Here is a 26,313-nt window from a genome sequence, read left to right on the forward strand (position 1 = left end):
GAAATACAGGTGAATTCATGGCAACGATAAAAGATATAGCAGAAAAAGCAGGAGTATCACCAGCAGCAGTTTCAAGAATTTTAAACAATGATTCAAGCTTGTCTGTTGGAGAAGAGACAAGAAAGAGAGTATTAGAGGCGGCAGCCAACCTAAACTATAAACCAACACGAAGAAGAAAGACAAATAAAGAAGAGACGCATTTTTATGAGATTGGCATAGTCTCTGCAATTTCACAAGAGGACGAGGTTCAGGACCCTTATTTTATGGCGATTCGTCTCGGGATTGAAATGGCATGTTCAAAGCTACCTTTTAAAATAAAAACGATGATCTATGCTGGGAACAGCACTTCATTTGATCAACTAAAGCAGGTAGATGGTGTTATCGTTATTGGAGGAATAGAACCTTCATCTGTTCAACAATATTGTCAGGACCATAATAATATTGTCTTCATCAACCATTTACCAGAATCAGGTGAATATGATGTTGTCGCATCAGGCTTGGATAAAGCGACAGAAGATGTCCTGAACTATTTAACGGAAATAGGACATACGAAAATTGGCTTTATCGGCGGATACGATATGTACAACAGATTATATGATAATCAAATGATGGGAGAAATCCTTGATATACGAAATGTAGCATATGAGAAAGTCATGAGAGAAAAAAATCTGTATCAGCCGGAGTTGGTTAAAATTGGTGAATGGGGACCAACAGGAGGCTATCAGCTCATGAAACAGGTAATAGAAGCCGGAACACTCCCAACTGCACTAGTCTGTGCAAGTGATCAAATGGCCATCGGGGCAATGAGAGCACTACATGAAGCAAATATTAACATAACGCAAGATCTATCTATTATTGGCTTTAACGACATAGAGGCAGCAGAATTTCTGAATCCTCCATTATCAACGGTTAGAATTCACACCGATGAAATGGGAAAAACGGCAGTAAAACTTTTATACGACCGTTTGAAAGGGAGAGAAATTCCGATTAAGGCGGTTCTAAGTACAAAATTAGTTATAAGAGAAAGTTCCTCAGCACCAAAAAAATAAACAGATGGAAGAGCCTCCTTACGTCATAATACTAGAGGCTCTTTCATATATTCTTAGAAGTTTTTATTAGGAAAAATAAGGATTGTTCTTGATCTTCTATACCATTCATTATATAATGGCATCAAAGTTAGTTAACCGTTTAACCGGAGGCAAAATGAATCAGAAAACAACGATACGAGATGTAGCAAAACATGCCGGGGTTTCGCCAGCGACTGTTTCCTATGTTCTCAATGGAATTAATAAGGTATCAGAAGAAACGAAGGAAAGAGTTCTGCTTTCTATTAGTGAGCTTAACTATCAGCCTGATTTCACGGCGATCAGTTTATCCAAAAGAAAATCTAATATGATTGGTGTTATTATGCCGCTCGTAGGAGATACGCTCGCACCTATTTTTAAGGAGAATCCTTATTTTAGTGAGCTTCTAAGCGGGGTCGAATATATCTGTCGTAAAAGTGGTTATGATTTTGTCATATCCGGCATTTCCAAGGCTGAAGAATGTAAAAATTGGATTATGAAAAGAAATCTAGATGGATTAATCGTCTTAGGGAAATTTCCTTTATTTTTATTCGAAGAAATGAAAACGCTATCTACACCATTGGTTTTTATCGACTCTTTCGAAGATTATACAAATCAGTATCATAATATACGAATAGATGATGAACTGGGTGGTTATCTGGGTACAAAGCATTTAATAGAATTGGGCCATAGGGATATATGCTTTATTCCTAACGGAAAAATTGACTATGCAGTAGATGGTCAAAGATTTCTAGGATTTAAGCGGGCGTTAGCAGAAGGTAATATTCCGTTTAAAGAAGATATGATAGTTGAGGGAAGATACAATTCCTTTGAAAATGGTTATTTAATCGGAAAAGAACTGGTGAATAACAAAAATATGACAGGAGTTTTCACTTCATCAGATATTACAGCATTAGGGATTATGAAAGCTGCGAATGATCAGGGTGTTAGTGTTCCTGATGATCTGTCAATTGTCGGTTTTGATGATTTAATGATCAGTCGCTATTCATCACCAAGCTTAACAACCATTCGCCAGGATGTTTTTCGTAAAGGTGCAGTTGCAGCCGAAACGGCCATTCATGCAATTGAAAATGAAGCTGTTAAGACAGAAGAAATTATGCTTTCTGTTGAATTAGTAGTCAGAGGATCGACGAAGAGAAAATAACCATTTTAAGGAGGTGAACACATCTAATCTCATTGTGTAATTATGAATAGTTAACCGGTTCACTATAATAAACAAAAAAACTTTTGATTAGGGTGAAATAAATGACAAACGTAACAGTATGGAATGAAAATAGACATGAACAAAAGAATCCAGTAGTAAGTGACATTTATCCTAAAGGAATTCACGGTGCGATTGCCGAATTTTTACAAGAAGACAATTATGAGGTTAGAACAGCAACATTAGACGAACCTGAACATGGACTAACTGATGAAGTTCTGGAGAATACAGATGTACTTGTATGGTGGGGACATTTAGCTCATCATGAAGTCGATGATTCGATCGTAGAAAAGGTTCAACAAAGAGTGTTGGATGGAATGGGACTTGTTGTCTTACATTCAGGACATTTCTCTAAGATTTTCAAAAAACTGATGGGTACTAGCTGTGATTTAAAATGGCGTGAAGCAGATGAAAAAGAACGTCTATGGGTTGTTGATCCAAGCCACCCAATTGCTGATGGTGTTGGAGAATACATTGAACTTGAAAAAGAAGAAATGTACGGTGAGCACTTTGATATACCAGCTCCAGACGAATTAATTTTTACCAGCTGGTTTGAAGGTGGAGAAATTTTCAGAAGCGGATGTGTGTTTAAACGTGGAAACGGAAAGGTGTTCTACTTCCGACCTGGTCATGAAACATATCCTACGTATCATAATGAGCAAGTTCAGCTTGTTATTAAAAATGGCGTAAAATATGTAAGCCCTGTCAACCGCAAACGTCCAGTGTATGGAAATGCAAAACCACTTGAGGCAATTTCGGCGAAATAATCTTACTAACACTATGAAATTATTAAATAAGAAGGGGAAGTTATCCCCTTCTATGGAGGAATGTAAAATGGGTAAATTACGAGTTGGAGTTATTGGATGTGGAAGTATTGCGCAATACCGTCATCTTCCGGAATATGCAGCAAACAAGAACGTTGAATTAGTAGCTGTATGTGACATCGTTGAAGACCGGGTAAAAGAAATCGCAAATAAATACGGTGCTAAAGCATTTACTGACTATAAAGAGCTTATTGGCAGCGGTGAAGTAGACGTAGTAAGTGTTTGTACTCCAAACTACCTTCATGCACCTATTTCAATTGAAGCATTAAACAATGGTCTTCACGTATTGTGTGAAAAACCAATGGCTACTTCACAGGAAGAAGCAGATGCCATGATCGAAGCAGCGAAAAAGAATGACAAAAAACTAATGATTGCCCATAATCAACGTTTTGTACGCTCACACCAGCTTGCCCGCCAAATAATTGAAAGCGGTACAATTGGGAAAATCTACAGCTTCCGTACAGCATTCGGTCATCCAGGACCAGAAGGCTGGAGTGTTGATGGAAGAGAAAGCTGGTTCTTCGAAAAAGAAAAAGCATATATCGGTGCAATGGGTGACTTAGGTGTTCACAAAACAGATTTACTCCGCTATTTACTTGGAGAGGAAATCGTTGAGGTTGGTGCATTTATTGAAACAACGGCAAAAGATTTTGCTGATGTTGATGACACAGCTGTTTGTGCACTTAAAACAGAAAGTGGAATTATTGGAACTCTTGCAGCAAGCTGGTCTTACACAGCTAAAGAAGATAACTCAACGATTATCTATGGAGAAAAAGCAATTCTTCGCTTAGAAGATAATCCAACTTATTCATTAGTTGTTCAATACACAAATGGTGAAGTTGTGAACTATGAATTAGGTAAAATTCAATCGAATGATGAGGGTGGCCAAAATACAACTCATGTGATTGATAACTTTGTCACATCAATTGTTGAAAATACAGAGCCGCCAATTAATGGTGAAGAAGGTATGAAGTCTTTGGCTGTAATCCTGGCTGCTATTAAATCAAATGAAACAAAAACAATTGCTAAAGTATTTGAGTGATAAAAATGAGTAAATTACGTATCGGAATCATCGGTGTTGGCGGAATTGCACAAGGCCGTCACATTCCTGCCTTTCAAAACTTCACTGATGACTGTGTAGTTACAGCAGTAAGCGATGTGAATTTAGAGAGAGCACAGGAAGTTGCAACAACACACAAAATAGAACATGTAGTAGAAGACTATCGGGAAATTTTTCAACACGTGGATGCAGTCTGTATCTGTACTCCAAACAAGTTTCATGCAGAAATAACAATTGCAGCTTTAGAAGCAGGAGTGCATGTTCTTTGTGAGAAGCCAATGGCACTTTCTTCAGATGAATGTGAAAGAATGCTTGAAGCCTCAAAGCGTACAGGCAACGTATTAGCGATTGCCTATCACTATCGGTTTATGAAAAACTCTCAAGCCGCAAAACAATTAATGGAAGAAGTGGGAACTCCACTAGTAACAAGAGTTCAAGCATTGAGAAGAAGAAAGGTGCCTGGCTGGGGTGTGTTTACTAATAAATCCCTTCAAGGTGGAGGAAGTTTAATAGACTATGGCTGTCATCTGCTGGACTTAGCCATTTGGTTAATGGGAAGTCCAAAGCATGTTGAAGTAAACGGCAGCACATATAATGTGTTAAGCAAAACGCCGAATGGTGTAAACCAATGGGGGAGCTTTGATCATGAAACCTTTGATGTAGACGATCATGTGACAGCATACATTAAGTTTGAAAATGGTGCTTCACTATTATTGGAAACATCTTGGGCAGCAAATATTCTAGACGATCAGGAACATGTCAGTATCTCAGGATCAGGTGGGGGAATAAGCGTATTTCCTCTTGAACTCTACACAGCCAAAAATGGGATGCTAATGAATAGCCAAGCTGCTTGGGTACAAGGTGAAGATAACCCTGGAATTGCTCAAGTGAAAAATTTCATTGATGCATGTCGTGGAGAAGCAGAATTGGTCGTAAAACCAGAAGAAGCATTACAAGTTTCACAGATTATAGATGATATCTATCGATCTGCTGAAAGATTAAAAGGGTAAATTAGCTGAGTTAATACCTTAATCCAAACTATAGGAGGAATTCCCATGAAATTAGGCGTATTTACAGTACTTTTTAATGACAAATCCTTTGAAGAAATGTTAGATCATGTGAAAGCATCAGGTCTTCACGCAATAGAAATCGGAACAGGCGGATATCCCGGGGGATCGCATTGCGATCTTGATGCATTACTGGAAAGTGAAGAAAAGCGAAATGAGTACTTAGCAAAAGTTCAGGAACGTGACCTCATCATCAGCGCATTCAGCTGTCACGGAAACCCGCTTTCACCTGACAAAGAAATGGCAAAAGACCATCATGAAACGATCATGAAAACAATCAAACTAGCTTCATTAATGAATGTACCTGTTGTTAACACGTTCTCAGGAACACCAGGTGACAGTGAAGACGCGAAATATCCAAACTGGCCAGTCACACCATGGCCAAATGAATATGGTGATGTGTTAAAGTGGCAATGGGAAGAAAAACTAATTCCTTATTGGAAGGAAGTCGGAGCATATGCACAAGAGCATAATGTGAAGATCGGTCTGGAATTACACGGTGGATTCTTAGTTCACACTCCATATACATTACTAAAATTACGTGAAGAAACTTGTGACGCGATCGGCGCTAACTTAGATCCAAGTCATCTTTGGTGGCAGGGAATTGATCCGGTAGCAGCGATTAAGATTTTAGGAAAAGCAAATGCCATTCACCACTTCCATGCAAAAGATACATACATTGACCAAGACAATGTAAACATGTATGGATTAACAGACATGCAGCCATACGGCGAAGTTCAAACAAGAGCATGGACCTTCAGATCTGTCGGCTGTGGACACAGCTTAACAGAATGGAACGATATCATGAGTGCCCTTCGCACATACAACTACGATTATGTTGTAAGTATTGAGCATGAAGATCCAATCATGTCGATTGACGAAGGATTTGAACGTGCGGTAACAAACCTAAAAACTGTACTAATCAATGACCAGCCATCTCAAATGTGGTGGGTATAAGAATAGTCAGCCTCTCTATGTAAAGATAGGTTCAGTGTGTGAAGACAAAGTAAAATTGCTAGCCCTTCAGACTGATTGCTAACGCTTGCTTTCAAGGCACGAAGCCTTGTGAGGAGCGGAGTTACCGGGGTTGGTAATGAGCACCGCAGCAAGGTGAGTAACGAAGAAAGCGAGCGTTTGTCAACAGTCTGAGCCCCTCTAAGCAAAGAGGGGTTTTCTTTTTTTGTGAAAAATCTGTATCATGGAGGATAGATTCGTTTTGACGGAAATAAAAGAAGAATAGGTGAAAAGATGGCAAATTCCATCAAAATACAAGTAAAACCAAACTATGTAAAATTATTCAAAACAGGATATCCTCTAATCGATAAAGAGGCAATCAAAAACAGTGATGTCCTTAAACAAGAAGGAACCATTATTGATCTTTTTGATGATAAGAATCAATTTCTAGCCAAAGGATACTATGGAAAACAAAATAAAGGCAGAGGCTGGGTGTTAAGTCATAATCAAAAAGAGGTGATTGATCAAGCTTTTTTTACAAAGAAACTAAAAGCTGCGGTGGAAGCACGTCAGTCCTTTTATAAAGACAATGATACAACTGCATTTCGTGTTTTTAATGGAGAGGGAGACGGCATTGGCGGATTAACCATTGATTGCTATGAAGAAGGTTATTATGTATTAACCTGGTATAGTGAAGGAATCTACTCTTTTAAAGAAGAAATTATCAAGTCCTTAAGCAATATTGTAGACTATAAAGGAATCTATGAAAAGAAACGGTTTGATGTAAAGGGTACATATATAGAGGATGATGACTTTGTAATAGGGGAAAGGGCCGACTTTCCGCTTATTGTGAAGGAAAACGGAATTAAATTTGCAGTTTACCTAAATGACGGAGCAATGGTAGGGGTTTTCCTCGATCAAAAAGATGTTCGTAAAGCGATCCGTGATAAATATGCAAAAGGCAAAAACGTGCTAAATACATTTTCATATACAGGGGCTTTTTCTGTAGCAGCTGCCCTTGGCGGAGCAACGAAAACAACAAGTGTTGATCTTGCGAATCGAAGTAAAGCAAAAACCATTGAACAATTTAGCGTTAATCAACTGGATTATGAAGCACAAGATATTATCGTTGAAGATGTATTTAATTATTTTAAATATGCTGTTCGTAAACAGCTGTCATTTGACATGGTCATCCTTGATCCTCCAAGCTTCGCTAGATCAAAGAAGCATACTTTTAGTGCGGGAAAGGATTATCCGGAGCTATTGAAACAAGCCATTCAACTAACCGAGAGGCAGGGAATCATCGTTGCTTCCTCTAATTGCAGTACATTCGGAATGCCAAAGTTTAAAGGATTTATCGAAAAGGCATTTCAAGAAACAGGAGAAACGTATAAAATTCTTGAAGAATTTAGTTTGCCGAAAGATTTTAAAACAATAAAGGAATTTAAAGAAGGAAACTATTTAAAAGTCGTCATCATAAAGAAACTGTAAAAGAAAAGACTGACACTCTTTGGAATGTCAGCTCTTTTCAGTTTGCTTTTCTCTAATTGATAATTAAATAGGACTTATATTCTTTAATGATATCCTGACGTTTTCCAAGAAGTGCTTTATATTCTCTTAATAAATTTGTATTGCTTCTATCTTTAACCCACTCAGAAAATGCACGCTCACATTCTCTCGAAATAGCTGATAATTCATTATTAATTTCATTTAATTTCTTAATATGAACATGCGTAACCATAGGGAACCACCTTTCAGCTAATGTCTCTCTAATCTGATACGGAAAGCTGACAATATGTTACTTTTTAGATTCTAATTAGGTATTACCCTAAAAAATTCATACGTAAACATAAAAATAATAATATTTTGCTAAGGGGAAAATGATCTTGAAAAAAATAATGGTTATCGGGGTTTCAGCTGGTGCAGGGAAATCGACATTTGCTAGAAAATTATCAGAAGTTCTCCAAATAGATGTATACCATCTGGACACAATGTTCTGGGAGCCTGGGTGGATTGAAGCATCATTTGAAGATTTTAAGTCAAGACAACAAAAGGTTATTATCAATCACCCACAATGGATAATGGAAGGAAATTACCGCAATACCTTTGATATGAGAGTAGAAAAGGCCGATACAATTATTTATTTAGAAAAGCCATTAACAGTCTGTCTATATCGGGTCATCAAACGATGGCTAACAAACATTGGAAAAGACCGTCCTGACCGAGCCATTGGCTGTAACGAGAAAATAGATATGGCCTTCATCAAATTTATATGCACAACTTATTCTCAACGCAAGAAAAGAACGAGACAACAACTTCATCAGCTGGAATCTACTAAACAAGTATTTATTCTTACGAACGATAAGGAAATTGAGGACTTTCTTCGAACGATAGCGAATTAAGATTATTTCTGGGGAAATATGACGAATTATTGATTCGTATATTACACTTGGGGGAAATTAGCTATACTATAGTAATGAGAAAGGTTCTTCGCTAAAGGCTATTCATAAAGAGTGTTATTTTAGAATTCTATGTTAATCACGTTAGTGGAATGTGCGGAAGACACTTGACTCCTGCGGAAAGTAGAGGCAAGGCTGAGACCCCGCAGGCGAAGCCGAGGATGCTCAGCTTCCTCCCCGGCGAGTCTTGTATCTGGAGCGTAATGGAACGAACCTATTTTTACATTTAGTTAATTGGAAAATATCAAATTACATTGAGAAAAATGAATTATTAAACAGGAATATATGTTAGTGAAGGAGAAAAAACATGTCAGAAAATAACTTTTTACAACAACTAGAACCTTTTATCCAAACGAATTGGGAAAACGCTAATTTTCAAGAGCCTACCGCCATCCAGCTAAAGGCAATCCCTCCAATCCTAGAAGGAAAAGACGTTATCGCTGAATCCCCAACAGGGACAGGCAAAACCCTGGCATATGTTTTGCCGCTACTAAACAAAATTGATGTTAGCAAAAAGGCAGCACAGATCGTCATCCTAGCACCTTCAAGAGAACTTGTGATGCAAATTTTTGAAGAAGTGAAAAAATGGTCTGCAGGCAGTCCCATCACAAGTGCCTCTTTTATTGGGGGAGCAAATATAAAAAGACAAGTAGACAAATTAAAGAAAAGTCCTCAAGTAATCCTTGGTACACCTGGAAGGATACAAGAACTAATTAAAATGAAAAAGCTGAAAATGCATGCTGTAAAAACCGTTGTATTAGATGAGGGAGACCAACTTCTAACACCGGAACATAAAAAAACGATACAAGAGATCATTAAATCAACCCTAAACGAACGCCAAGTTGTCCTGTTTTCTGCTACCTCAAATGAAAGCACAGAATCAAGGGCCAGAGATCTTATGAAAAAGAATCCGGAAATCATTAAGGTGAGCAGAGATGAAGTTCCAGTAGGACAAGTAGATCATGTGTATCTTGTTTGTGAACAAAGAGAAAAAGCACACATCCTTGAAAGAGTTGTTAAAAATATTCCGATGAAAGCTTTAGGGTTTGTAAAGGATATCGGAAACTTAACTGTATTAGGAGAAAAGCTTGAATTTAATGGAGTCGATGTTCATCTATTACATAGTGATACAAAGAAAGAAGAACGTGAGGCAGCCTTAAAAAGCCTTCGATCAGACAAACAGGGACTTTTGCTTGCAACAGATGTTGCAGCTAGAGGCTTGGATATTGCAGAGCTATCACATGTTATCCACTACGACCTGCCAGCAAATGCTTCTCAATATATTCACCGATCAGGCAGAACAGGACGCCAGGGGGCAGCAGGTACAGTACTTTCTATTGTAACAGAACGGGAAGAAAGAGAATTAAAGAAACTGGCCAAAGAGCTGGATATTACACTTGTTAAGAATGAATTATACAGAGGGGAATTGGTTGAGAAATAAGACTTTTAAGGAATTTTAGTTAATGCCTAAACTAAATCTTCAAAAATATTTAATGAAAACAGACCTTTTCTATGAAGAGGTCTGTTTTCTGATTCATCGATATATAAAATATGTAGCAAAATAAACACCATGGAGATTACCTTTTTGGTGTTTATTGAGGATGATTTTTCTGAAATGTAGACTAATTTACATTAGGTTGTGTTTTACAAATGTTTTATTTAGCAAAAAAAAGTGTAGTATTCACATATAAATTTATATATCCGTTTATCACCTTTTTGCCTTATAAGCGATAAACGAGTTGGTAATTATATCAATTTAAACTGCTATGGGAATAATTGCTTTCTTTTTTGAGTTTTACGAATGGTTTTAAATTGAAGATCTAAGTAAACGCATGCACATTTCTGTTTTACGAATGCTTTTATTACATTTAAAGGTATAAAAGATACACACGTGGATCATTATTATAAATTATGTTGCTATTGGACTTGTTTCTTCCTTTTTATGGATTTTGTGAATGGTTTTAAACTGAAGATTTAAGTAAAAGCATGCACATTCTGTTTTTACGAATGCTTTTATTACATTTAACGGTATAAAAGATACACACGTGGATAATTATTACAAATTATGTTGCTATTGGACTTATTTCTACCTTTTTATGGATTTTGTGAATGGTTTTAAACTGAAGATCTAAGTAAAAGCATGCACAATTCTGTTTTACGAATGCTTTTATTACTGTTCTCGATAAAAAAGATACGCAACTGGATAATTATTACAAATTATGTTGCTATTGGACTTATTCCTTCCTTTTTGAATTTACGAATGGTTTTTATTGAGGTCAGTAATAGCGAGGCTAAATTAGATATTTGTCTAGTTATTGATGTGGAATTTTAAAAAAAAAAACACGCCACTCTATATGAGCAACGTGCTTTTTCGCTTCATGATGTGAGCACTGTGATGTAATAATACTTTATGTTGTAGAAGGAATAGTTATACATTTTTTATATAAAACAAAGTACAAAAATTTCACCGGGTTTTGGAGATACCTAGTCATCTAATTCCATTCGTATATATTTTCTAGTATTTGGACCGTATATTCCGTCATCACCGAGAGCTGCGTACATAGACTGGAATCTCCTTACAGCATCTTCTGTCTGAGGTCCGTAAATCCCATCAACAGTACCTGGATTAAAGTTAATTTGTTTAAGGGCTCTTTGCAGCTGTCTTACTGATTCTCCTTGATCTCCACGTCTTAAAACTCCATTTGGCAGAGGGAAGTCTGGGGCTGATACTCGTTGCTGATTCACTTGCTGCAATTTTGATAAGGTGACTGAACCAACTAAACCATCTACTGCTAAGTTATAGTTTCTTTGGAACCTCATAACGGCATTTTCTGTTTCTTCTCCAAACACACCATCTGCACCATAGCGAGGTAATCTGTAGCCTGCTTTAATAAGTTGATTTTGAATATCCCGAACGAAAGGTCCTGAAGCACCTTCTCCAATTGGTAATTTCACAGAAGTTCCTTTTGTAACCCGTTTTGGTGCGGGGGCTGTTTGTGGTCTAGCACTTGGTTGACTAGGTGGACTTGCACCATCAAAGTTCCGAAGCGCTTCGGCGACATCATCAATGAACATTGACCAGCAAATCCCGTTTGTTCTCAGGATGCCGATTGGATCTGTTCTTCTTGAAGGATCAAGAGTAGCATGAGCGACAATATCATCGTTAGGGTTAAGATTAAATCTGTCACATAAATACGCATGATACCAAACGTATCTGTCATAAGCAGCATCAAAATCTATTCTGCCGCCGTGACATAATTCTACCCCGATAGCAGCACTGTTTGCATTTGCCCCGTAAAGTCTGTTATCTGCTGTAACATTGGAGCGGACATGGTAGGCTATTTCATTTAAGGGGATTATTTCTAAAATATATTTATCATCAATAAAAGTGTGAGCAGATGCTGATGGTTGTTGTCTATCAAAATAATTACGATTTCCATAAGCTGTAGATCCCGGGTTTCCAGTGTCATGACTTACAATGAATCGTACGTTACTTATTCGTTGTCCTGGACGGGAATTTCCGGTACGAATATAATCTTGTGTAATTTCATAAGCCATCTATGTTAACACCCCTGTCTATTTTTAATACAAAGTAATACACTGTATTATATGTTTTTTTTATGGAATGTTGACCTAGAAAGTTATCAACAGCTTCCACACTATACACAGGGGAGAGATTTAATATAACTATCGCGGTTGTGGATAATATAATCCTTATTTTAGAGATACTAACAGGTATATCCACATTATCCACAATTTTATCGTTGAATTATCCACATACTTATCAACAAAAAATAAGGAAGTGGAGTTGTCCACTTCCTTTCTTCCTATAAATTGCTATTACGGTTTGTGCTTTGTCGTTGATTAGCAGCATTTGCTCTAGCTTGAGCCTCTAAATCAGCTTGATCTGCTAATTCTCTTGAGAATTCCTCATCCACACCGTCTCTTTTTAAGTTCTTAGGTGTTTGTGGAAGAGTTGTTGAGTTCGTATCACGTGCTTTATGGTTATGTTGATGTCCTCTGCCCATGAAAAAAGCCCCCTTAAAGATATTGAACTTCAAGTTCAATATTAGGATGGCTTATTTCTAGTATTTCATGTTGGAAGTTAGTGTCTATTATTACTTATGTATCCACCAGCACGATCAGCATTTTTGAATTCTCTAGAATATGTTACTTCCTGCATACTGGAAAGTGTACTTTTTGATTTATCTTTTCTTTTCTTATCTGCTGCCATCATGATCATCCTTCCAAAATATAGTATTCAGGAATTAGTTTTGACAAGAGGGGAGGGATTCATACAAATGGGTGTGAATTTCATTAAATAATGTAGTGAAAGGGTAAAACAGCAGAATCGAAGATAAAACAATAGGAATCGTAGATAAATATTCAAGAATCCGGGTAACTCTCTAAAGGAATTGCAGGTAAACCACATGAATCTCGATAAACCTATATCGCCCAAATAAAAAAGGAGGGATTCAACAGAATCCCTCCTAATTTTAAGCCTCTTTCAGCTGCTGATCATCAACTTCATCGGCATTATGGTATTTATAAATTGTATATTGGTCTCTAGTAATTTCAAACAAATTAAAGATGTCTTCGCCATTGTTAATTTGTTCTAGTAAATGTGCTCTTGTTTCGTTTGCATTCATAACATATGGTAGTTTTTCAGCTGCTTTTGTTGAACGAACATTTTGCTTACGAATTCGTAAAAAGATGGTTTCGATATCTAATTCATAGAATAGTTCATTGAAGAAAGCATCTTTTGCCAGCTTATTATAGCCTTTGCCGTGATACGGTTTGCCAATCCAGGTGCCTAGAAAGCCGGCTTTGTCCTGGATATCAAACAAACTGATTGTACCGATTGGAGATCCCCATTCATCTAAAATGGTACGTGAAATTAATTCACCTCGTTCTTCAGCCTCAATCGTTTGTTTCGTTAGGAATAAATATTCTTCAAAAGAATTTGCTTTATGGCGCACAAATGGGAAGACATCAGGGTGAACCATGTGTTCATAAAGTGCATGACTATCGTAAATATCACGTTTTTTTAGCATCTGGATCCCTCCAACCTGAGGGCAGACTCCACGTGATATGTCGTCTCCACCCTCGAAATTTTTTATGTTAACTTTACCTTCAAAAAATTTCGGGGTGGGAATCGAACCCACTAGAACCAGTAAAGCTGGTGGCGCACCATTTGCCTTCCCATTACTAGATTAAATTGTCTTTTTAAGTACTACTTCCATGAAGTATCATACGGTATTTTAAATGAAAAAGATACTCCTTTTTTGTCGAATTCAAAAATATTTTTTTTATCGTAAAATAGTTGTTGGTTTAGCGGACTTTCTGTTCGCCTGGTAAATTATTCTGTTAGAAAAACATACTAAAATACAAGGTTTTAGTACGTTAAATCAAAAGAGTTTTAAAGAAGTTTAACGAAAGACAAAGTGATAGTAAAATAATATTTTTTTGTCACTTTCTATACACGATATCACCGTTAATCATGGTTAATTCAGGCTTGGCTAGATAGTGGAAAGGATGGTAATTCCATATCACAAGATCGGCATCCTTACCGACTTCGATACTACCAACTCTTTCATCAATTCTCAGATTACGTGCGGCTGTAATTGTGATTCCTTCCAAAGCTTTTTGTTCGTCAAAGCCTTCTCTCACTGCTAGAGATGCACATAGATTTAAGTATTGAATCGGAGTGTAAGGATGGTCGGTAGTGATAGAGACTTCGACACCTCTCTCAGAAAGGGCCTGGTAGGTTTCCCATGTTTTATTCTTTAATTCAATCTTTGATCTGCGGGTTAATGTTGGTCCAACACATACTTTGGCTTGTTTCCCTATTAATTCATCTGCAATAAGATGTCCCTCTGTGCAATGCTCAATTCGATAGTCTAAGCTGAATTCCTCTGCCAATCGAATTGCACTCATAATATCATCTGCTCTGTGGGCATGGATTCGTACCGGAATTTCCCGCTTCAGTGCTTTTTTAATAGGAATTGAACGAAAATCCTCTTTATCATCAGAATACTTTGCCTGGTAAAACGCCTCTCTCAGCATTCCCATTATGCCCATTCTAGTAATGGATTCCTTATTACCATGACTATGCATCCGTTTAGGATTTTCTCCAAGAGCTATTTTAAGTCCTGCGGTTTCCTGCAGTATCATCTTTGAAACATTAATACCATATGTCTTAATAACAGAAGTGGTTCCTCCGATTACATTTGCACTTCCAGGCATCACATGTGCGGTTGTAATTCCATATTTAATAGCATCTTTAAATGCCGGGTCCAGAGGATGGACACCATCTAGTGCCCGGATGTGTGGGGTAATGGGCTCGATTGTTTCATTTGCATCATTGCCTGCCCAGCCAGTTCCTTCATCATAGAGACCTAAGTGTGTGTGAACATCAATAAAGCCGGGGAATAGGTATTTATCTTTACATATAATTATTTCTGTTGATTCAATTGGCTCTAAATTTTTTCCGATTGTTTTAATTTTCCCGTTTTCAACAAGAACATCTGTCTCATAAATAGGAGGAGAGGTTATAGGATAAACGGTTGCTTGTTTAAAAAGTGTTGATTTCATCCTTCAATACTCCTTATTTTTTACTTTTAAAGATTTTTCATAATTTTAAGATGGTGTTAAAATATCTTGTAAAGTTTTATCCAGATGTGGATAAGTAAATGTGAAACCATCTTCCAAAGCTTTTTCAGGTAGTACCTTTTGTCCTTCAAGAATTAGCAGGCTCATCTCACCTAAAACCAATTTTAATGCAAAGGAAGGTGCCGGAAGCCAATGTGGCCGGTGGAGTACCTTTCCGATTGTTTTCCCGAATTCGTTCATTGTAACGGGATTTGGTGAAACCGCATTGACCGGTCCTGAAATGTTGGAATATATTATATGCTCAATCAGGCGAATGAGATCCATCACATGAATCCATGAAACCCATTGTTGACCGGATCCAAGACTTCCACCTGCAAACAGTTTGTACGGCAACACTATCTTGGATAATGCCCCTTGTTCACCCAACACAATCCCGAATCGAGTGAAAACAGTCCGAACATTAAGCTCCTGTACCTTGCTTGCTTCCTTTTCCCATACATCAACTGTTTTTGCTAAAAAATCAGACCCAATTTCAGTTGACTGTTCTGTAAAAGTTCCTGTTTCAGATGTCCCGTAAATACCGATTGCACTTGCATTAATGAATACTTTAGGTTTTTGGCTTAAAGATTGAATGATCTTATAGATCGCTTTTGTTGACTCAACTCTGCTTTCGAAAATTTGTTTTTTCGCTTCTTCAGTCCAGCGGTCATTAATTGATTTTCCAGCTAAATTGATAATGACATCAATACCCTCAAGAGATCTGGCAGGATCAGAAGTTTCTGTAAGCCATTGTAAAAAGTGTAAGTTCTTTTCAGAAGAAGTTTTTTTGCTACGTGTTAAAATATATACATCATGACCTTTTGTTAGTAAATATTGTGATAAATGGTTACCAATAAAACCGGTACCGCCTGAGATGACAATTTTCAATACAAACACATCCTTGTTTTGTATAATTTCTTATCTCATTAATACCCTATCTTTTGGAAATATCCTCTTTTGAATGTGTTATGTTTATAAAATATAAAATTTTTACTTGTTAATTTTTAGAGATGAATAATTGGTTGATTGGAGCGGAAGGTGCGAGACTCCTGTGGGAACAGCGGGGCAGGTGAGATCCCACAGGCGCATGCGCCGAGGAAGCTCACCGTCCGCCCACGGAAAGCGAGCATCCTGGAGCTCCAATCAACCCTATTAAGCAGGTATATTATTACATAGCAACAAGTTTGTAAAAACAGACAAAAAAAGAAGTAGGTGAAAACAAGAATGGCAATCATAACAAAAATTACAACCCAAAAGCAGTCAATAGAACGTTTCAATATATATCTAGATGATGGCCAGGGGGAAAAATATGCGTTTAGTGTTGATCAAGATATTCTTATCAAATACAACCTCCAAAAAGGTAAAGAAATTGATGAACTTGATATCCAGGAGCTCCAATATGGTGATCTTAGTAAAAAAGCTTATAATAAAGCTTTGGAGTTCTTAAGTTATCGTATGCGTTCAATAAAAGAAGTAGCTGAACATTTAGCAAAAAAGGAATTTACTGATACCATTATTCAGGATGTTATCTACAAGCTAAAAGAATACAACTATGTTGATGACCTGGAATTCGCTACTGCATATGTTCGGACCCAAAAACAAACAAATGGAAAAGGGCCCAGCGTCTTAAAAAGAGAGTTAATTGGAAAGGGCATTAATCCGGATTTTATCGAGCAGGCACTGTTAGAGTATAACGATGATGACCAGCTCCAAGAGGCTACCCGGCATGCAGAAAAGTTGTTAAAAAAGAATAACAAGATCTCCACAGTCCAACTTAAACAAAAAATTGAACAGCATCTTATGAGGAAGGGTTTTCCTTATGATATTATTTCTAAAGTACTTGATGAGGTTCAATACGAACAAGACGAATCAGAAGAATGGACAGCCCTTGTTAAGCATGCTGAAAAAGCTCAAAGAAAATACCAAAACGAAGATTCTTATCAATATCAAGTAAAAATGAAACAATTTCTATATAGAAAAGGATTTTCTATTGAATTAATTGAGAAGTTTTTGGATGAACAAGAATAAGGGGGATATCACATGGAAACAAAGCGGTATAGTGAAATGACAGAATATGAACTAAAAAATGAAATCGCAGGACTTAAGGAAAAAGCGAGAAAAGCAGAACAGTTGGGGATAATAAATGAATTCGCAGTTTTAGAAAGAAAAATTACAATGGCGAAATCCTATTTGTTGGATCCTAATGATTATAAACCTGAGAAAGTATATGAAATTGATGGAGCACCAGGTGAGTCATTTAAAATTAACTATATGAATGGCATCTTTGCGTGGGGATATCGTATGTCAACACCTAATCATGAGGAAGCATTACCGATATCTATGTTAATCAAAAAGGTGGCTCAATAGAGAGCTATTGAGCCACCCTAAGTTGTTACGATTGCTTTCTAACTTGTCTTTTTAAAATGATGAGGTCTTGGGATTGTTGTGTTTGCCCGTTTACTTGAGCATGTGCATGCTTTGGATTAGCCCAAGGCTGATTGAATGGATTTGAGTACATATTGTCGTAAAATTTTTTATGACTGTGTGAACCCATTTTTTAAGCACCTCCACAAGTTTGTAAACGCGTTTTAAGAGTAAGGATTTTCACGTTGACCAGATGCCCTCATCCGCTCCTGCGGGTGAGAATTAATTGTCCCATTTGCTCTTTTTGAAGCAAATTCATCTTTAGCTCTTGGTTCGCCTTCAAACTTGTTGTTGCTCATATTTGGAAATCCTGATGCTTTGTTACGCAACACAATCCCCTCCAAATCATCATTTATTAGCTTCATTAAATGAAGCGTACTTATAGTATGGTTGCTATTGAGTGAAATATAAGTAGAGAATCCTGCCTAGAGGTGAGAATAATGGAAGATTATTTTGAACGATTAACAAATGAGCTGCTTAGTAAAAATAACAGTTTATCCTATGCCCAAGCCCGAACATGGGTAGAACTGCTTTGGGAAGACTTTGAATCAACCCAGGCGAAAACAGGGAATACGTATCAAGGAAAAGAAGTAACAGAGACAGTTGTAAGGCAATTAATAACCCATTATGGAGACAAATTGCATGATTTTATTGCAACGAATCCGAAGTATCGTGACTTGCTAAATAAGGATGACTATTTAAAACACTAAAACAAAGAGGATGACTTCTTCTCAAAAGTCATCCTCTTTCATATTTTATTCCGGAATAAGCTCAAGTTTCTTACGCAGCTTTTCTTCACTAAAAATCCAGCCTGTATAAGAGCTGACAATATTTAAGTCCGTGTCCAATTGGACAATGGCGACAAAAGGATAATACCCTTTACTTCGATAACGAAGGTCAATAAACCGAACCTCATAATGATCACTGAATTCATCAACTTCCCAGCGATAAACCGGAGAAAAAGATAAAAAGGCTGATATATTGTCATCTTCTTCTGCAGCCCTAATGACATCTGTCTGTGGAACAGGAACACGCTCAAACTCATCTAAAAGAATAATCTCCTCGTTAACAGAACGGGCCACATGAAAGGTTTTGTCAGTCATAATGGCAAGATGCCAATGGCGAAATCTCATGGTTGGCGAAATAATCACCTGCTCAATATCAGGGATGATTTTGTGTAAACGTCTGACGATATTTCTTTTCATAGCAAAGCGAATAAGGTAATAGCCAATCAAAATGATATAAATGCCTATAAATGTGTATCCTGGATGAGCGCCGAATATCCAAATGGCAATTCCGATAATATGCATGAAAAAGATAAAAGGATCAAATGTATTGATTATTCCTAAGGCGATCCACTTTTTTGTGAACGGCCGTAACGCCTGCGTGCCATACGCGTTAAAAATATCTACAAATACATGAAGAACAATGGCTAGCAATGTCCAAAGGTAAAGATGAAGAAGATTGCTTTCAGGGATAAAAATGGTCAGCATCCCTGTAATTAAAAACGACCATATAATAATAGCCGGGATCGAATGAGTAATCCCTCTATGATTTCGTATATATTTTGCATTATTTCTTAGCTTTAAAATAGTATCAAGATCAGGGGCTTGTGAACCGATAATTGTGCCAAACATTACAGCCGTTGCTGTGGGAGTATCAATGCCAACAACCGGATCGAGTGTTGCTAACCCGCCTAGAGCAATGCCCATGACCACATGTGTTCCAGTATCCAATGAATGTACCTCCTTGTTTTATAACATCGAGGATGTAAGGTGTGATAATATAAGCTTGTTTGAATTGTTCTTAAAGATAATCTAAGTTCCATGAAAATATATGATGTAATAATGTCCAATGTGAACATTTATGTTCATTTTTAAACATCAAGTCTTTATCTGTAATTGAACTTGTACTATTTTTAAAAGCGGCTTACTCCTATATTTTCCCGATTATAAAGTAATTTAACATCCGGAGGAAAAAAATAAATGATAAATGAAGTAAAAGATAAGCTCGAAAGCTTTCCAACCAAAGAGTTTCAGCATGATTTATTATCATGGTACAAGCATGAAAAAAGAGATTTACCTTGGCGGAAAGACCAAGATCCATATAAAATTTGGGTATCAGAAATCATGCTTCAGCAAACAAGAGTTGATACTGTTATTCCTTATTTTAATGCATTTATAGGGAAATTTCCTACTATAGAAGCACTTGCAAACGCAAATGAGGAAGAAGTCTTAAAAGCTTGGGAAGGACTTGGGTATTATTCTAGAGTAAGAAATCTCCATTCAGCTGTTAAAGAGGTAGAGGAATCTTACGGAGGTATTGTTCCAAATACACCTGAAGAAATTTCAAAATTAAAGGGTGTTGGACCATATACAAAAGGTGCGATCCTAAGTATAGCGTACAATATTCCGGAGCCGGCAGTTGATGGAAATGTTATGAGAGTATTCTCGAGAATATTATCAATTTGGGAGGATATTGCCAAGCCGAAGACAAGGAAGACCTTTGAGGATGCAACATATCAACTGATATCCAAAGAAGATCCATCGTCCTTTAATCAAGCTGTGATGGAACTTGGTGCATTAATATGTACACCAACATCTCCTTCTTGCTTATTATGTCCGGTGCGAGAATATTGTTCAGCTTTTGCGGAGGGAGTACAAGCAGAGCTTCCTGTAAAAAGTAAAAAAAAGAAGCCAAGACCATTACAAATGGCTGCAGTTGTTCTTTATGATGACCAAGGGCAGCTGTATATTCATAAGCGCCCAAGTACTGGACTATTAGCAAATCTTTGGGAATTTCCTAATATGGAGATCAAAGCTGATACGAAAGAATCTTACCGTGAACAAGTAAAACTGTTTATGAAAGAGGAGTATCAAGTAGAAGCTGAGATATCTGAATTAATGGGAACTGTTGAACATGTCTTTTCTCATTTGATTTGGAATATTTCTGTGTTTTTAGGAAAAGTAACGAAGAACTCTACTAAAGATTTACTACCTGTAACTGAAGAAGAAATGAAAAAATATGCTTTTCCTGTTTCACATCAGAAAATCTATAAAATGTTCCAAGGGTGTGAAAGTTAATATGAGAGTTCTTCACATTAGTGATGAAGGACATTTTTGAGAAGCCGGAAACATTTTTTGTCCTTCATACTAGAGATGAAGGACATTTTTGAAAAGCAAGAAACTGATTTTGTCCTTCATACAAGAGATGAAGGACATTTTTGAAAAGCCGGAAACATTTTTTGTCCTTCATACCAGTGATGAAGAACATTTTTGAAAAGCGGGAAACATTTTTTGTCCTTCATACAAGTGATGAGGGACATTTTTGAAAACCAAGAAACTGATTTTGTGCTTCATACAAGAGATGAAGGACATTTTTGAAAAGCCGGAAACATTTTTTGTCCTTCATACAAGTGATGAGGGACATTTTTGAAAAGCAAGAAACTGATTTTGTCCTTCATACAAGTGATGAAGACATTTTTGAAAAGCGGGAAACATTTTTTGTCCTTCATACAAGTGAAGAGGGACATTTTTGAAAAGCAAGAAACTGATTTTGTCCTTCATACCAGTGATGAAGGATATTTCCGAAAAGCCGGAAACTTTTTTTGTCCTTCATACAAATGATGAAGGACATTTTTGGAAAGCAAGAAACTGATTTTGTCCTTCATACAAGTGATGAAGGATATTTCCGAAAAGCCGGAAACATTTTTTGTCTTTCACACCATAAATGAAGGACATTTCGAAAGTACACGATATTAGTTCTGTCCTTTAATATCGCCCTTTTTTAATTAATCATAAGTCACCATGGTACCATGCGTATAATCTGCTTCATTACGCTTTAATCCACCACGGGAAGTGATTTCTTTTACGATTTCACGGTGAATGGTTTGACCCTCGACATTAAGGTAAGGAACCATTTGTTGGAGAGAGTGATGGAAATAGGCGAGTTCTTCCTTTTTCCACTCGTTCTTCGGCATCATTGATAACTCTGTCATATCACGACCTACGTACATATACATCCTCCTCTAAGTGCCGAGTTGTACATAATAAGAGCCGAAACATCTATAACATAGAAGTTTCACTATATTATCTGATACAATGATGACATCTATGCGATTAGATACATATAAGGAGCTGACAAAATGACCCAAAATAAAGTAGCACTCATTACAGGAAGCAGCCGTGGAATAGGAAAAGCTGCGGCCCTTCGTTTAGCTGAAAAAGGATATGACATAGTTGTCAATTATGCTAGAAGTAAAACAGCTGCATTAGAGGTTGTGGAGCAAATTGAAAAGCTGGGCGTAAAAGCAATTGCCGTCAAAGCAAATGTTGGAAAACCGGACAAAATTAAAGAGCTTTTCGCAGCAATTGAGGAAGAGTTTGGGAGACTGGACGTATTTGTAAGTAATGCAGCGTCCGGTGTTCAAAAACCTGCAATGGAGCTTGAAGAAAGTCACTGGGATTGGACGATGAATATTAACAGCAAAGCATTGCTGTTTTGCGCACAAGAAGCCGCAAAGCTTATGGAGAAAAATGGCGGAGGCTTTATCGTTAGCACGAGCTCTTTAGGTTCTATCCGTTATTTAGAAAATTACACAACAGTTGGCGTTTCAAAAGCAGCCTTAGAAGCTCTTACTAGATATTTAGCTGTTGAGCTTTCTCCAAAAAATATCATTGTAAATGCAGTATCAGGTGGAGCTGTCGACACAGATGCCCTAAAGCACTTCCCAAATCGTGAAGAGCTGCTTGAGGATGCGAAGAAAAATACGCCTGCAGGACGAATGGTTGAAATAGAAGACATGGTAAATGCGATTGAGTTTTTAGTAACAGATAAAGCTTCTATGATCAGAGGTCAAACAATCATCGTTGATGGTGGCCGTTCTTTGCTTGTTTAAATAAATAAAATTTTTTTTGAATTTTTTTGGATATAAAAATCACCTCTGGGACAATCTATATTTCGTGGAGGTGATATCGAATGGCACAAAACAACAAAACACAATCAGGTACAAACATCCAACACGTAAAACAACAAAACGCTCAAAGTGCTCAAGCTGGCCAAGCTGGTCAATTTGGTACTGAGTTTGCAAGCGAAACTGATGTTCAACATGTAAAAAAATACAACCAACAAGCTGAAGCTAACAAAGGTCAAAACTCTTAATTAGCTTAGCGGAAAAGACACCTTTCTATATCAGGAGGGTGTCTTTTTTTATTTTTTTTAAAAAGGTGGTATTTACTAAGGCTTTTGACCATAAACTATTTAGGTTGATTGGAGCGAAAAGTGCGAGACTTTTTTGGCTGAAAACAACGACATAACAAACAAGGTCTACCCCAACACCAAGACCCATAAACGACAAAACTTCTGTTTCATCTACATAAGTAGTCAAAGGATCAAATCAGCAAATGGAGAATGTTAATAAAAACACAAACTTTTGTTTTCTCTTAGTGGAAAGGAGAGTAAGAATGAATTTTGATCAATTGGTAGGAGAGCAATTAAAAACGATGGATAAATTATTATATTTACAGTCGGAAATTGAAAGATGTCAAGATCTTAAGAGTCAATTGGATATTTTACAAGATGAAGCGAAACTGGAATCCATTCAGGATGAAATAGAGAATATGAAAAATGAATTAACAATGATCCAGCAGGTATTTGAAAAACAAACACAAGAAGTGATTAAATCCTATGAGGATCAAAAATTCGAAACGGTTTCGTAAATGAGCAAGACCAAGAGTCATTTCTTCTAGAAATGACTCTTTTATTTTTACATTATGAAATAATAAATTAGCAGCAGAGAAGATTAATCGACGTAGTGGCTATTTTTAAGTATTAAGTATAAGTGCAACTACGCCCTTGTCTTCGCCCTTCCAGTCTCGCCAGTCGGCTAGTTTTCTTTACTTTTTTTAATCACAAACGTTATAATAAGGACAACTATAATAGGTGAATACGTTTGTGAAAGAGGTTTCACGAAGAAAGAAGGGGAGAAAAGTGGGCTTTCCCAGGGAAGGAGACAAAATACAAATTCATAGTTATAAGCATAATGGCTACATCCATAGAGTCTGGGAAGAATCAACTGTTTTAAAAGGGTCTCAGCATTGTATTATTGGTGGAAATGACCGAACAATTGTAACCGAATCGGACGGTAGAACCTGGGTGACAAGAGAGCCGGCAATATGCTATTTTCATGCCAGACATTGGTTTAATATTATTGGTATGCTAAGAGAAGATGGAGTATATTACTACTGTAATATTAGCTCACCATTTGTCTGGGATGACGAAGCTCTAAAATATATTGACTATGATCTTGATGTAAAAGTATACCCTGATATGACGTATACCATATTAGATGAAGATGAATATGAACTTCATAGCAAAATGATGAACTATCCTGAAGTAATTGATCTTATTTTAAGGAAGAATTTGGACACGCTGCTCCGATGGATTCGCCAAAAGAAAGGGCCCTTTGCACCTGAATTTATCGATGAGTGGTATGAACGCTATTTAACATACGTAAAATAATTGTACCGGTGGCAAGGGTGACTTCTCGTGCTTACTCAAAGTTGAGTAAATGATGAGTCAGCCTTTTTCACATTATTAAAGGGAGAGACGACCAAGGAGCTTAGGCTTTTAATAGAAAACACAGCAATTTGTACTATACTTAGTGTTGGTGTCTAGCTTCAGCGCCTAGCCTCTCGAGGTCATAAGCCAATTTAGAATTGAAGGCAAAGAACGCCTTCTAATTTAAATCGTCTTATGCATGTTGAGGCTGACCAAGGCGCTTACGCATTTCAGAAAAGAGGGATTTATTTGGGGGCAGTTAGACGATATATGGCTTTTGTAAAGCCTTATCGCCTACAAATTGTAGGAACGATTATAATTGGTGTCATCAAGTTTTCGATTCCATTGCTATTGCCTTTGTTAATTAAGCATGTAGTGGATAATATTATTGGCGGCACCGGTTCAGATGCTGAAAAGACAAAAGAATTGTTGACCATTATGGGATTTATGTTTGTATTATTTGTGGTGATTCGTCCACCTGTGGAATATTACCGACAATATTTTGCACAGTGGACTGCAAGTAAAATTTTATATGATATTCGGGATCAATTATTTACCCATCTTCAAAAATTAAGCTTACGTTATTATGCAAATACACGGGCAGGTGAGATTATTTCTCGTGTGATCAATGATGTTGAGCAGACAAAGAACTTTGTTATCACAGGATTGATGAATGTATGGCTGGATATCGTTACGATCATAATTGCTGTAGGTATTATGATGTCGATGAATGTGAAGCTGACGTTGGTATCAATCGTTCTTTTTCCATTCTATGGATTGTCAGTGAAGTATTTTTACGGGAAATTAAGACATTTAACAAGAGTACGCTCTCAGGCTCTTGCTGAAGTACAGGGGCATTTGCATGAGCGAGTTCAGGGTATGCCTGTTATTCGCAGTTTTGCAACAGAAGACTTTGAACAAGAGCAATTTGCAAAGGAAAATTCAAATTTTCTTGGAAAAGCCCTTGATCATACAAGTTGGAATGCAAAAACCTTTGCAATTGTTAATACATTAACAGATATTGCGCCGCTTATTGTCATTACATTTGCGGGTTACCAGGTTATTCAAGGACAATTAACAATTGGGACAATGGTTGCCTTTATTGCCTATATTGAGCAGCTATACAATCCGCTTCGCAGACTCATTAATTCATCCACAACATTAACACAGGCTTTTGCGTCAATGGACCGTGTATTTGAATTTATTGATGTGCCATATGAAGTGGAGGATAAGCCAAATGCGAAAAAAGCGGAACATGTAAAAGGTGAAATTGAATTCAAAAACATTTCATTCCGCTACCAGGAAAAAGAGTCGCTTATAATTGAAAACCTTTCTTTGCGTGTAAATAGGGGAGAAACAGTTGCTCTTGTAGGAATGAGTGGCGGAGGAAAATCCACACTTGTCAGCTTATTGCCTCGCTTCTATGATGTAACAGAAGGTCAAATTCTATTAGATAATATAGACCTTCGTGATTATGAAGCGCAAAGTTTGAGAGAGCAAATTGGTATGGTCCTTCAAGATACGTTTTTGTTTAGTAATACGGTAAGAGAGAATATTCTGATTGGAAAGCCTGATGCAACAGAGGATGAAGTTATTCAAGCAGCCAAGGCAGCAAACGCTCATGAATTTATTACAAAATTACCAAATGGATATGACACAAGAGTTGGTGAAAGAGGTGTGAAGCTTTCAGGGGGGCAAAAGCAAAGGGTATCGATTGCAAGGGTATTTTTGAAAAACCCGCCAATCCTCATTCTGGATGAAGCTACATCAGCACTTGATTTAGAAAGTGAACACCTTATCCAAGAAGCGCTTGAAAAGCTTGCAAAAAATCGCACAACCTTTATTGTGGCTCATCGCCTTTCAACAATTACACACGCTGATAAAATTGTTCTAATTGAGGACGGAAAAATAGTTGAACAAGGCACACATCATGAATTGATGGAAAGAGAAGGTCATTACTATAAGCTGTTTCAAATTCAGCAGCTGGATTAATCCAAACAAGGCACATACCTCCTAAAGGAGATATGTGC

The 26,313-nt window shown here is 37.1% G+C and carries 29 protein-coding genes and 1 pseudogene; 18 read left to right on the top strand and 12 right to left on the bottom strand.

The features are described 5' to 3' along the window. Positions 1 to 17 precede the first annotated feature (17 nt). The 7 genes from HWV59_RS03985 (at position 18) to HWV59_RS04015 (ending at position 7,682) form a co-directional block, all read left to right on the top strand. Complete coding sequence (locus HWV59_RS03985) at positions 18 to 1,049, top strand: LacI family DNA-binding transcriptional regulator (RefSeq protein ID WP_175638129.1); 1,032 nt, start codon at positions 18 to 20, stop codon at positions 1,047 to 1,049. Between the two features lie 154 nt (positions 1,050 to 1,203). Further along, positions 1,204 to 2,229: a LacI family DNA-binding transcriptional regulator gene (locus HWV59_RS03990; RefSeq protein ID WP_175638130.1), complete on the top strand. Its 1,026-nt coding sequence runs from the start codon at positions 1,204 to 1,206 to the stop codon at positions 2,227 to 2,229. Positions 2,230 to 2,330: 101 nt separating this feature from the next. After that, entirely contained in the window at positions 2,331 to 3,053 is a 723-nt protein-coding gene (locus tag HWV59_RS03995; protein WP_102233067.1) for a ThuA domain-containing protein, read from the top strand. A gap of 67 nt (positions 3,054 to 3,120) precedes the next feature. Continuing rightward, on the top strand, positions 3,121 to 4,152 hold the full coding sequence (locus HWV59_RS04000; RefSeq protein ID WP_175638131.1) for a Gfo/Idh/MocA family protein: 1,032 nt from the start codon (positions 3,121 to 3,123) through the stop codon (positions 4,150 to 4,152). A 5-nt stretch (positions 4,153 to 4,157) separates the two neighbouring features. After that, a complete protein-coding gene (locus HWV59_RS04005) occupies positions 4,158 to 5,180 on the top strand; it encodes a Gfo/Idh/MocA family protein (RefSeq protein ID WP_175638132.1) in 1,023 nt (340 codons plus the stop codon). Positions 5,181 to 5,225: 45 nt separating this feature from the next. Beyond that, a complete protein-coding gene (locus tag HWV59_RS04010; RefSeq protein ID WP_175638133.1) occupies positions 5,226 to 6,194 on the top strand; it encodes a sugar phosphate isomerase/epimerase family protein in 969 nt (322 codons plus the stop codon). A gap of 291 nt (positions 6,195 to 6,485) precedes the next feature. Beyond that, positions 6,486 to 7,682, top strand: coding sequence for a class I SAM-dependent rRNA methyltransferase (locus tag HWV59_RS04015; RefSeq protein ID WP_175638134.1), 1,197 nt, complete (start codon positions 6,486 to 6,488; stop codon positions 7,680 to 7,682). A gap of 52 nt (positions 7,683 to 7,734) precedes the next feature. Here HWV59_RS04015 and HWV59_RS04020 read toward each other — a convergent pair whose 3' ends face one another. After that, the gene (locus tag HWV59_RS04020) at positions 7,735 to 7,932 is read right to left on the bottom strand and encodes a hypothetical protein (RefSeq protein WP_102233062.1); all 198 of its coding nucleotides are present in this window, start codon (positions 7,930 to 7,932) and stop codon (positions 7,735 to 7,737) included. A gap of 139 nt (positions 7,933 to 8,071) precedes the next feature. Between HWV59_RS04020 and HWV59_RS04025 the strand changes: the two genes are divergently transcribed. Both HWV59_RS04025 and HWV59_RS04030 read left to right on the top strand, forming a co-directional pair. After that, on the top strand, positions 8,072 to 8,593 hold the full coding sequence (locus HWV59_RS04025) for a P-loop NTPase family protein (protein WP_328824183.1): 522 nt from the start codon (positions 8,072 to 8,074) through the stop codon (positions 8,591 to 8,593). Between the two features lie 364 nt (positions 8,594 to 8,957). Then, entirely contained in the window at positions 8,958 to 10,091 is a 1,134-nt protein-coding gene (locus tag HWV59_RS04030) for a DEAD/DEAH box helicase (RefSeq protein WP_102233060.1), read from the top strand. 1,043 nt (positions 10,092 to 11,134) lie between these two features. Here HWV59_RS04030 and HWV59_RS26975 read toward each other — a convergent pair. The 7 genes and pseudogenes from HWV59_RS26975 to HWV59_RS04060 all read right to left on the bottom strand — a co-directional run bounded on the left by HWV59_RS26975 (position 11,135) and on the right by HWV59_RS04060 (position 16,189). Beyond that, complete coding sequence (locus HWV59_RS26975) at positions 11,135 to 11,725, bottom strand: peptidoglycan-binding domain-containing protein (RefSeq protein WP_235991793.1); 591 nt, start codon at positions 11,723 to 11,725, stop codon at positions 11,135 to 11,137. Then, a pseudogene (locus tag HWV59_RS26980) lies at positions 11,708 to 12,208 on the bottom strand (peptidoglycan recognition protein family protein); the annotation flags it as partial. The pseudogene HWV59_RS26980 and the gene HWV59_RS26975, both read right to left, overlap by 18 nt. 269 nt (positions 12,209 to 12,477) lie before the next feature. Next, positions 12,478 to 12,678 carry a YfhD family protein gene (locus HWV59_RS04040; protein WP_175638137.1) on the bottom strand — a complete coding sequence of 67 codons (201 nt, stop codon included), beginning with the start codon at positions 12,676 to 12,678 and terminating at the stop codon, positions 12,478 to 12,480. A gap of 77 nt (positions 12,679 to 12,755) precedes the next feature. Beyond that, entirely contained in the window at positions 12,756 to 12,884 is a 129-nt protein-coding gene (locus HWV59_RS04045; RefSeq protein ID WP_102233057.1) for a YfhE family protein, read from the bottom strand. A 262-nt stretch (positions 12,885 to 13,146) separates the two neighbouring features. Then, positions 13,147 to 13,704, bottom strand: a complete 558-nt coding sequence (locus HWV59_RS04050; protein WP_102233056.1) for a GNAT family N-acetyltransferase — start codon at positions 13,702 to 13,704, stop codon at positions 13,147 to 13,149. Between the two features lie 415 nt (positions 13,705 to 14,119). After that, complete coding sequence (locus HWV59_RS04055; protein WP_175638138.1) at positions 14,120 to 15,244, bottom strand: amidohydrolase; 1,125 nt, start codon at positions 15,242 to 15,244, stop codon at positions 14,120 to 14,122. A 45-nt stretch (positions 15,245 to 15,289) separates the two neighbouring features. Beyond that, positions 15,290 to 16,189 carry a TIGR01777 family oxidoreductase gene (locus HWV59_RS04060; RefSeq protein ID WP_175638139.1) on the bottom strand — a complete coding sequence of 300 codons (900 nt, stop codon included), beginning with the start codon at positions 16,187 to 16,189 and terminating at the stop codon, positions 15,290 to 15,292. A 336-nt stretch (positions 16,190 to 16,525) separates the two neighbouring features. On the opposite strand from HWV59_RS04060, the gene recX reads away from it, so the two are divergent. Together recX and HWV59_RS04070 are read left to right on the top strand one after the other, a co-directional pair. Next, entirely contained in the window at positions 16,526 to 17,329 is an 804-nt protein-coding gene (gene recX, locus HWV59_RS04065) for a recombination regulator RecX (RefSeq protein ID WP_175638140.1), read from the top strand. Between the two features lie 12 nt (positions 17,330 to 17,341). Beyond that, complete coding sequence (locus HWV59_RS04070) at positions 17,342 to 17,668, top strand: YfhH family protein (RefSeq protein WP_175638141.1); 327 nt, start codon at positions 17,342 to 17,344, stop codon at positions 17,666 to 17,668. A 25-nt stretch (positions 17,669 to 17,693) separates the two neighbouring features. Here the strand turns inward: HWV59_RS04070 and HWV59_RS04075 are convergent, their stop codons facing one another. After that, complete coding sequence (locus tag HWV59_RS04075; protein WP_175638142.1) at positions 17,694 to 17,855, bottom strand: YpzG family protein; 162 nt, start codon at positions 17,853 to 17,855, stop codon at positions 17,694 to 17,696. 34 nt (positions 17,856 to 17,889) lie between these two features. After that, entirely contained in the window at positions 17,890 to 18,054 is a 165-nt protein-coding gene (locus HWV59_RS04080) for a small, acid-soluble spore protein K (RefSeq protein ID WP_102233051.1), read from the bottom strand. A gap of 111 nt (positions 18,055 to 18,165) precedes the next feature. Here HWV59_RS04080 and HWV59_RS04085 point away from each other — a divergent pair, with 111 nt between their 5' ends. Then, positions 18,166 to 18,435, top strand: a complete 270-nt coding sequence (locus HWV59_RS04085; RefSeq protein WP_175638143.1) for a YfhJ family protein — start codon at positions 18,166 to 18,168, stop codon at positions 18,433 to 18,435. Between the two features lie 45 nt (positions 18,436 to 18,480). Here the strand turns inward: HWV59_RS04085 and HWV59_RS04090 are convergent, their stop codons facing one another. After that, positions 18,481 to 19,461 carry a metal-dependent hydrolase gene (locus tag HWV59_RS04090; protein ID WP_175638144.1) on the bottom strand — a complete coding sequence of 327 codons (981 nt, stop codon included), beginning with the start codon at positions 19,459 to 19,461 and terminating at the stop codon, positions 18,481 to 18,483. Positions 19,462 to 19,713: 252 nt separating this feature from the next. Between HWV59_RS04090 and mutY the strand changes: the two genes are divergently transcribed. After that, positions 19,714 to 20,808, top strand: a complete 1,095-nt coding sequence (gene mutY / locus HWV59_RS04095; RefSeq protein ID WP_175639973.1) for an A/G-specific adenine glycosylase — start codon at positions 19,714 to 19,716, stop codon at positions 20,806 to 20,808. Positions 20,809 to 21,515: 707 nt separating this feature from the next. On the opposite strand, the gene HWV59_RS04100 is transcribed toward mutY, so the two are convergent. Next, on the bottom strand, positions 21,516 to 21,740 hold the full coding sequence (locus HWV59_RS04100; RefSeq protein WP_102233048.1) for a hypothetical protein: 225 nt from the start codon (positions 21,738 to 21,740) through the stop codon (positions 21,516 to 21,518). A gap of 129 nt (positions 21,741 to 21,869) precedes the next feature. Between HWV59_RS04100 and fabL the strand changes: the two genes are divergently transcribed. The 5 genes from fabL to HWV59_RS04125 all read left to right on the top strand — a co-directional run bounded on the left by fabL (position 21,870) and on the right by HWV59_RS04125 (position 26,275). Then, entirely contained in the window at positions 21,870 to 22,622 is a 753-nt protein-coding gene (gene fabL / locus HWV59_RS04105; protein ID WP_175638145.1) for an enoyl-[acyl-carrier-protein] reductase FabL, read from the top strand. An 80-nt stretch (positions 22,623 to 22,702) separates the two neighbouring features. After that, positions 22,703 to 22,885, top strand: coding sequence for a gamma-type small acid-soluble spore protein (locus HWV59_RS04110; RefSeq protein ID WP_175638146.1), 183 nt, complete (start codon positions 22,703 to 22,705; stop codon positions 22,883 to 22,885). A gap of 302 nt (positions 22,886 to 23,187) precedes the next feature. Further along, positions 23,188 to 23,442, top strand: a complete 255-nt coding sequence (locus HWV59_RS04115) for a YgaB family protein (protein ID WP_175638147.1) — start codon at positions 23,188 to 23,190, stop codon at positions 23,440 to 23,442. A 271-nt stretch (positions 23,443 to 23,713) separates the two neighbouring features. After that, a complete protein-coding gene (ntdP, locus tag HWV59_RS04120; RefSeq protein WP_102233075.1) occupies positions 23,714 to 24,244 on the top strand; it encodes a nucleoside tri-diphosphate phosphatase in 531 nt (176 codons plus the stop codon). Positions 24,245 to 24,532: 288 nt separating this feature from the next. Next, entirely contained in the window at positions 24,533 to 26,275 is a 1,743-nt protein-coding gene (locus tag HWV59_RS04125; protein ID WP_235991663.1) for an ABC transporter ATP-binding protein, read from the top strand. Positions 26,276 to 26,313: the final 38 nt, after the last annotated feature.

This window comes from Metabacillus schmidteae (assembly GCF_903166545.1).
In the GTDB taxonomy this organism is placed as follows: Bacteria; Bacillota; Bacilli; order Bacillales; family Bacillaceae; genus Metabacillus; species Metabacillus schmidteae.

Excerpts from the sequence above, each read along its gene's own strand:
- HWV59_RS04040 (WP_175638137.1), bottom strand. The coding sequence starts at position 12,678 with ATGGGCAGAGGACATCAACATAACCATAAAGCACGTGATACGAACTCA.
- HWV59_RS04015 (WP_175638134.1), top strand. The coding sequence starts at position 6,486 with ATGGCAAATTCCATCAAAATACAAGTAAAACCAAACTATGTAAAATTA.
- HWV59_RS03990 (WP_175638130.1), top strand. The coding sequence starts at position 1,204 with ATGAATCAGAAAACAACGATACGAGATGTAGCAAAACATGCCGGGGTT.
- HWV59_RS04075 (WP_175638142.1), bottom strand. The coding sequence starts at position 17,855 with ATGGGTTCACACAGTCATAAAAAATTTTACGACAATATGTACTCAAAT.
- HWV59_RS04055 (WP_175638138.1), bottom strand. The coding sequence starts at position 15,244 with ATGAAATCAACACTTTTTAAACAAGCAACCGTTTATCCTATAACCTCT.
- HWV59_RS04030 (WP_102233060.1), top strand. The coding sequence starts at position 8,958 with ATGTCAGAAAATAACTTTTTACAACAACTAGAACCTTTTATCCAAACG.
- HWV59_RS04020 (WP_102233062.1), bottom strand. The coding sequence starts at position 7,932 with ATGGTTACGCATGTTCATATTAAGAAATTAAATGAAATTAATAATGAA.
- HWV59_RS04010 (WP_175638133.1), top strand. The coding sequence starts at position 5,226 with ATGAAATTAGGCGTATTTACAGTACTTTTTAATGACAAATCCTTTGAA.
- HWV59_RS26975 (WP_235991793.1), bottom strand. The coding sequence starts at position 11,725 with ATGTTCATTGATGATGTCGCCGAAGCGCTTCGGAACTTTGATGGTGCA.
- HWV59_RS04115 (WP_175638147.1), top strand. The coding sequence starts at position 23,188 with ATGAATTTTGATCAATTGGTAGGAGAGCAATTAAAAACGATGGATAAA.
- recX (WP_175638140.1), top strand. The coding sequence starts at position 16,526 with ATGGCAATCATAACAAAAATTACAACCCAAAAGCAGTCAATAGAACGT.
- HWV59_RS04045 (WP_102233057.1), bottom strand. The coding sequence starts at position 12,884 with ATGGCAGCAGATAAGAAAAGAAAAGATAAATCAAAAAGTACACTTTCC.
- HWV59_RS03985 (WP_175638129.1), top strand. The coding sequence starts at position 18 with ATGGCAACGATAAAAGATATAGCAGAAAAAGCAGGAGTATCACCAGCA.
- HWV59_RS04070 (WP_175638141.1), top strand. The coding sequence starts at position 17,342 with ATGGAAACAAAGCGGTATAGTGAAATGACAGAATATGAACTAAAAAAT.
- HWV59_RS04050 (WP_102233056.1), bottom strand. The coding sequence starts at position 13,704 with ATGCTAAAAAAACGTGATATTTACGATAGTCATGCACTTTATGAACAC.
- HWV59_RS04005 (WP_175638132.1), top strand. The coding sequence starts at position 4,158 with ATGAGTAAATTACGTATCGGAATCATCGGTGTTGGCGGAATTGCACAA.
- HWV59_RS04025 (WP_328824183.1), top strand. The coding sequence starts at position 8,072 with ATGATCTTGAAAAAAATAATGGTTATCGGGGTTTCAGCTGGTGCAGGG.
- fabL (WP_175638145.1), top strand. The coding sequence starts at position 21,870 with ATGACCCAAAATAAAGTAGCACTCATTACAGGAAGCAGCCGTGGAATA.
- HWV59_RS04100 (WP_102233048.1), bottom strand. The coding sequence starts at position 21,740 with ATGTACGTAGGTCGTGATATGACAGAGTTATCAATGATGCCGAAGAAC.
- HWV59_RS03995 (WP_102233067.1), top strand. The coding sequence starts at position 2,331 with ATGACAAACGTAACAGTATGGAATGAAAATAGACATGAACAAAAGAAT.
- HWV59_RS04000 (WP_175638131.1), top strand. The coding sequence starts at position 3,121 with ATGGGTAAATTACGAGTTGGAGTTATTGGATGTGGAAGTATTGCGCAA.
- HWV59_RS04085 (WP_175638143.1), top strand. The coding sequence starts at position 18,166 with ATGGAAGATTATTTTGAACGATTAACAAATGAGCTGCTTAGTAAAAAT.
- HWV59_RS04110 (WP_175638146.1), top strand. The coding sequence starts at position 22,703 with ATGGCACAAAACAACAAAACACAATCAGGTACAAACATCCAACACGTA.